Genomic DNA, 4,488 nt, shown 5'->3' on the forward strand with positions numbered 1-4,488 from the left:
GATCCGGGCCTCGTCACGTCAGATCGGTCAGATCAGAGGTTGATCATGTGACCCGCGATGCCCTCGATCGCTTCCTTCATCGCCTCCGAGAGCGTCGGGTGGGCGAACACGTTGCGCGCGACCTCGTCGGCGGTCAGGTCCCACTGCTGAGCGAGCGTCAGCGCGGGCAGCAGCTCGGTGACCTCGGGGCCGATCATGTGGGCGCCGAGGATCTCGTTGTGCTCGGCGTCGGCGACGATCTTCACGAAGCCGACACCCTCGGCCATGCCGCGGGCCTTGCCGTTCGCGGAGAACGGGAAGGAGGAGGTCTTGACGTCGTAGCCCTTCTCCTTGGCCTGCGCCTCGGAGTAGCCGAACGACGCGATCTGCGGCTGGCAGAACGTCGCGCGCGGGATCATGTCGAAGTTGAGCTCCATGGTCTCCGCGTCGGCGATGGTCTCGGCAGCGACCACACCCATCGCCTCAGCCGTGTGGGCGAGCATCAGCTTGCCGGTGCAGTCACCGATGGCGTAGACGCCCTCGACGTTGGTGCGACCACGCCCGTCGACCGCGATCGCGCCCCGTTCGGTGAGCTCGACGCCGGTGTTCTCCAGGCCGAAGCCCTCGACCCGCGGGGCGAATCCGAAGGCTGCGAGGAACTTGTCGGCCTCGAGCACCTGCTCCTCGCCGCCGGCAGCCGGAGCCACCCTGACCTTCACGCCGGAGCCGGTGTCCTCGGCGCCCTTGACGGCGGTCGAGAGCAGCACGTTGACGCCGAGCTTCTTGTACTGCCGCAGCAGCTCCTTGGACACGTCGGCGTCCTCGGTCGGCACCATCCGGTCGAGGAACTCCACGATCGTGACGTCCACGCCGAAGTTCTTCAGCACGTAGGCGAACTCGACGCCGATCGCACCCGAGCCTCCGATGATGATCGAGCTGGGCAGCTGCTCGGTGAGGATCTGCTCCTCGTAGGTCACGATGTTCTGCCCGTTGGGCTCGACGCCCGGGACCGAGCGGACGGTCGCGCCGGTCCCGATGATGAGGTTGTCGAACGTGTAGGAGTTCTTCGCGCCGTCGTTGCCCTCGACGTCGATCGACTTCGGTCCGGTGAGGGTGCCCCAGCCGTCGATCTCGGTGATCTTGTTCTTCTTCATCAGGTAGTGAACGCCCTTGGCGCTCGCGTCGGCCACGCTGCGGCTGCGCTTCCACGTCGCGCCGAAGTCCATGGTCGCGTCCCCCGAGATCCCGAAGGTCTTCTTCTCGTGGGTGATGATGTGCGCGATCTCAGCGTTGCGGAGCAGCGCCTTGGAGGGGATGCAGCCGACGTTGAGGCAGACACCACCCCAGTACTGCTTCTCGACGACGGCGACGGACTTGCCGAGCTGAGCGGCACGGATGGCGGCGACGTAGCCACCGGGGCCAGCGCCGAGGACGAGAACATCAAAGTGGGTCACGCAACAAGGGTAGACCGCCATTAGCAGATAGATCCCAAGCGGGTGAGGACTGGGCGGTAACCTCGTGACCTGTGACTCTCTACGCGGCCTATGGCGTCAATCTCGACCCGGCGCTGATGAGTGAGCGGTGTCCGCATTCGCCGTTGCGTACGACCGGGTGGCTGGACGGTTGGCGGCTCACCTTCGGAGGCGAGGACAACGTGCTCGGCGACGGTCCGACGACCACGATCGTCCCAGACCCGTTCGAGCAGGTCTTCGTGGCGGTCTACGACGTGGTGGACCAGGACATGGAGGCTCTGGAGAAGTGGGAGCTGGCCGACATCGGCCTCTACTTCAAGACCAAGGTGCGGATCGCCGCGCTCGCCGGGGAGCTGCTCTGCGAGACCTACGTCCTGGACACGTACGAGGGTGGCATCCCGTACGCCCGCCACCTGGGCGCGCTGGCCGATGCCGCCGAGGCGGCCGGGGCACCCGACGACTACGTACATGCGCTGCGTACGCGTCCGTGCCGGTCCAACGACTGAGCGAGTCTAGAATCAGCGAGTGACCACGCCTTACGAACTCGCCAAGGAAGCCGCCGCCGCGCTCGCGGAGAAGACCGGTGTCGAGAATCACGACATCGCGCTGGTGCTGGGCTCGGGCTGGCTGCCCGCCGCCGAGGCGCTCGGCGAGGACTACACCGAGATCGCCACCACCGACCTGCCCGGATTCAGCGCCGCCGCGGTGGTCGGTCACAGCGGCAAGATCCGCTCGATCCGGTCGGCGAGCGGTCGCAACCTGCTGGTCTTCCTCAGCCGCACCCACTACTACGAGGGCAAGGGCGTCGACGCGGTCGTGCACCCGGTCCGCACCGCGGCCGCGGCCGGCTGCTCGACGATGGTGCTCACCAACGGCTGCGGGGGACTCAACCCGTCCTGGTCGCCGGGCACTCCGGTCCTGATCCGCGACCACATCAATCTGACCGCCACCTCCCCACTGGTCGGCGCCAACTTCGTCGACCTCACCGACCTCTACTCCGCGCGTCTGCGGGGCCTCGCCAAGGAGGTGGACGCCTCGCTCGACGAGGGCGTCTACGTCCAGTTCCCCGGCCCCCACTACGAGACCCCGGCTGAGGTGAAGATGGCCGGCATCATCGGTGGCGACCTGGTCGGCATGTCGACCACCCTCGAGGCGATCGCGGCCCGCGAGGCCGGGATGGAGATCCTCGGGATCTCGCTGGTCACCAACCTGGCCGCCGGCATCTCCGACCAGCCGCTCGATCACGCCGAGGTCCTCGAGGCCGGCCGCAACGCCGCGACTCGGATGGGCGCACTTCTCGGCGATCTGTTGCCCAAGATCTGAGCCTCCGGGCACCCGATGACCTAGGGTCTGGTCCATGGTCCCCACCGATCAGTCCGCGCTCGTCGTCCAGGCCAGGGAATGGCTCGCCGACGATCCCGACGCACAGACCCGGGCGGAGCTCGAGAGCCTGCTGTCCTCTTCCGACCCGAGCGTGGTCGCCGAGCTGGCCGACAGGTTCTCGGGCACCCTGCAGTTCGGGACCGCCGGGCTGCGCGGCGCCCTCGGTGCCGGGCCCAACCGGATGAACCGGGTGGTCGTGATCAAGGCCGCCGCGGGACTGGCGCGCTACCTGCTCGCCACCGGCGCGCAGGGGCCGGTGGTGATCGGCTACGACGCCCGCCACAACTCCGACGTCTTCGCCCAGGACACCGCCCGGGTGATGACCGGAGCGGGCCTGCACGCGCTGGTGATGCCACGCTCGCTGCCGACCCCGGTGCTGGCCTATGCAGTCAAGGCGCTGGACGCGAGCGCGGGCGTGATGGTCACGGCCAGCCACAACCCGCCGCAGGACAACGGCTACAAGGTCTATCTCGGCGACGGGTCGCAGATCGTGCCGCCGGCCGACATCGAGATCGCGAAGCGCATCGCGGCCGTCGACAAGGTGAGCTCGGTCCCGCAGGGGTCGGCCGGGCAGACGATCAGCGAGGACCTGGTCGACAGCTACCTCGACACCGTCGTCGGGCTCCTCGAGGAGGGCGGTCCGCGCGACCTGAGGACCGTCTACACGCCGCTGCACGGCGTCGGCGGCGACCTGGTGCAGCTGGCGATGAAGTTCGCCGGCTTCCCCGGACCGATCGTGGTCAAGGAGCAGGAGCGGCCCGACCCCGACTTTCCGACCGTCGCCTTCCCCAACCCCGAGGAGCCCGGCGCGATGGACCGGGCGATGGCGCTGGCCGGCAAGAAGGGCGCCGACCTGGTCATCGCCAACGACCCCGACGCCGACCGCTGCGCCGCCGCCATCCCGGTCGGCAGGAAGTGGCGGATGCTGAGCGGTGACGAGGTCGGTGCGCTGCTGGCGACCCACCTGATCCGCAAAGGCGTGACCGGGACGTACGCGGCCTCGATCGTCTCCTCCTCGCTGCTCGGCAAGATCGCCGCGGCCGCCGGGCAGGCCTACGCAGAGACACTCACCGGCTTCAAGTGGATCTCCCGCGCACCCGGCCTCGCCTTCGGCTACGAGGAGGCGCTGGGCTACTGCGTCGACCCCGAGCACGTACGCGACAAGGACGGCATCTCGGCCCTGCTTCTCTTGTGCGAGCTGGCGGCGTCGCTGAAGGCGGAGGGCAGGAGCCTGGCCGACCTGCTCGACGAGATCGCGGTCGAGCACGGCCTGCACGCCACCAGCCAGCTCTCCGTCCGGCTCGAGGACCCGGCCCAGATCGCGGCCGCGATGCAGCGGCTCCGCGACCGGCCGGTGACCGCCCTGGCGGGGGCCACCGTGCAGCAGCTCGACGACCTCACCACCGGCATCGGCGGGCTCCCACCGACCGACGGCATCCGCTACCAGCTCGCCGGAGGGTCGCGGGTGATCGTGCGGCCCAGCGGCACCGAGCCCAAGATCAAGTGCTACCTCGAGGTCGTGCAACCGGTCGCCGACGCGTCCGCGCTCGCCGACGCCCGTAGCGAAGCCGAGATCGCGCTCGGCGCGCTCAAGGTCGACATCCGGGCCGCGCTCGGCGTGTAGTTTGCCGGCCTGGCCGGGTAGTCCAGGGAG

Annotated in this window: 4 protein-coding genes; 3 read left to right on the top strand and 1 reads right to left on the bottom strand. The window is 69.0% G+C overall.

Annotated features, from left to right (window positions below; genetic code table 11):
• Positions 1–32: 32 nt before the first annotated feature.
• Positions 33–1,433, bottom strand: a complete 1,401-nt coding sequence (gene lpdA / locus ACFVDI_RS28480; protein ID WP_378912242.1) for a dihydrolipoyl dehydrogenase — start codon at positions 1,431–1,433, stop codon at positions 33–35.
• Between the two features lie 71 nt (positions 1,434–1,504).
• On the opposite strand from lpdA, the gene ACFVDI_RS28485 reads away from it, so the two are divergent.
• From ACFVDI_RS28485 to ACFVDI_RS28495, 3 genes are read left to right on the top strand one after another with little or no spacing between them, the layout of a single operon-like run.
• Positions 1,505–1,957 (top strand): gamma-glutamylcyclotransferase family protein, encoded by a 453-nt coding sequence (locus tag ACFVDI_RS28485; protein WP_378912243.1) that lies wholly within the window; start codon positions 1,505–1,507, stop codon positions 1,955–1,957.
• A 19-nt stretch (positions 1,958–1,976) separates the two neighbouring features.
• A complete protein-coding gene (locus tag ACFVDI_RS28490; RefSeq protein ID WP_378912244.1) occupies positions 1,977–2,774 on the top strand; it encodes a purine-nucleoside phosphorylase in 798 nt (265 codons plus the stop codon).
• A gap of 34 nt (positions 2,775–2,808) precedes the next feature.
• Positions 2,809–4,458 (top strand): phospho-sugar mutase, encoded by a 1,650-nt coding sequence (locus ACFVDI_RS28495; RefSeq protein ID WP_378912245.1) that lies wholly within the window; start codon positions 2,809–2,811, stop codon positions 4,456–4,458.
• Positions 4,459–4,488: the final 30 nt, after the last annotated feature.

Origin of the sequence: Nocardioides sp. NPDC057767 (genome assembly GCF_042798275.1) — a bacterium.
In the GTDB taxonomy this organism is placed as follows: domain Bacteria; phylum Actinomycetota; class Actinomycetes; order Propionibacteriales; family Nocardioidaceae; genus Nocardioides.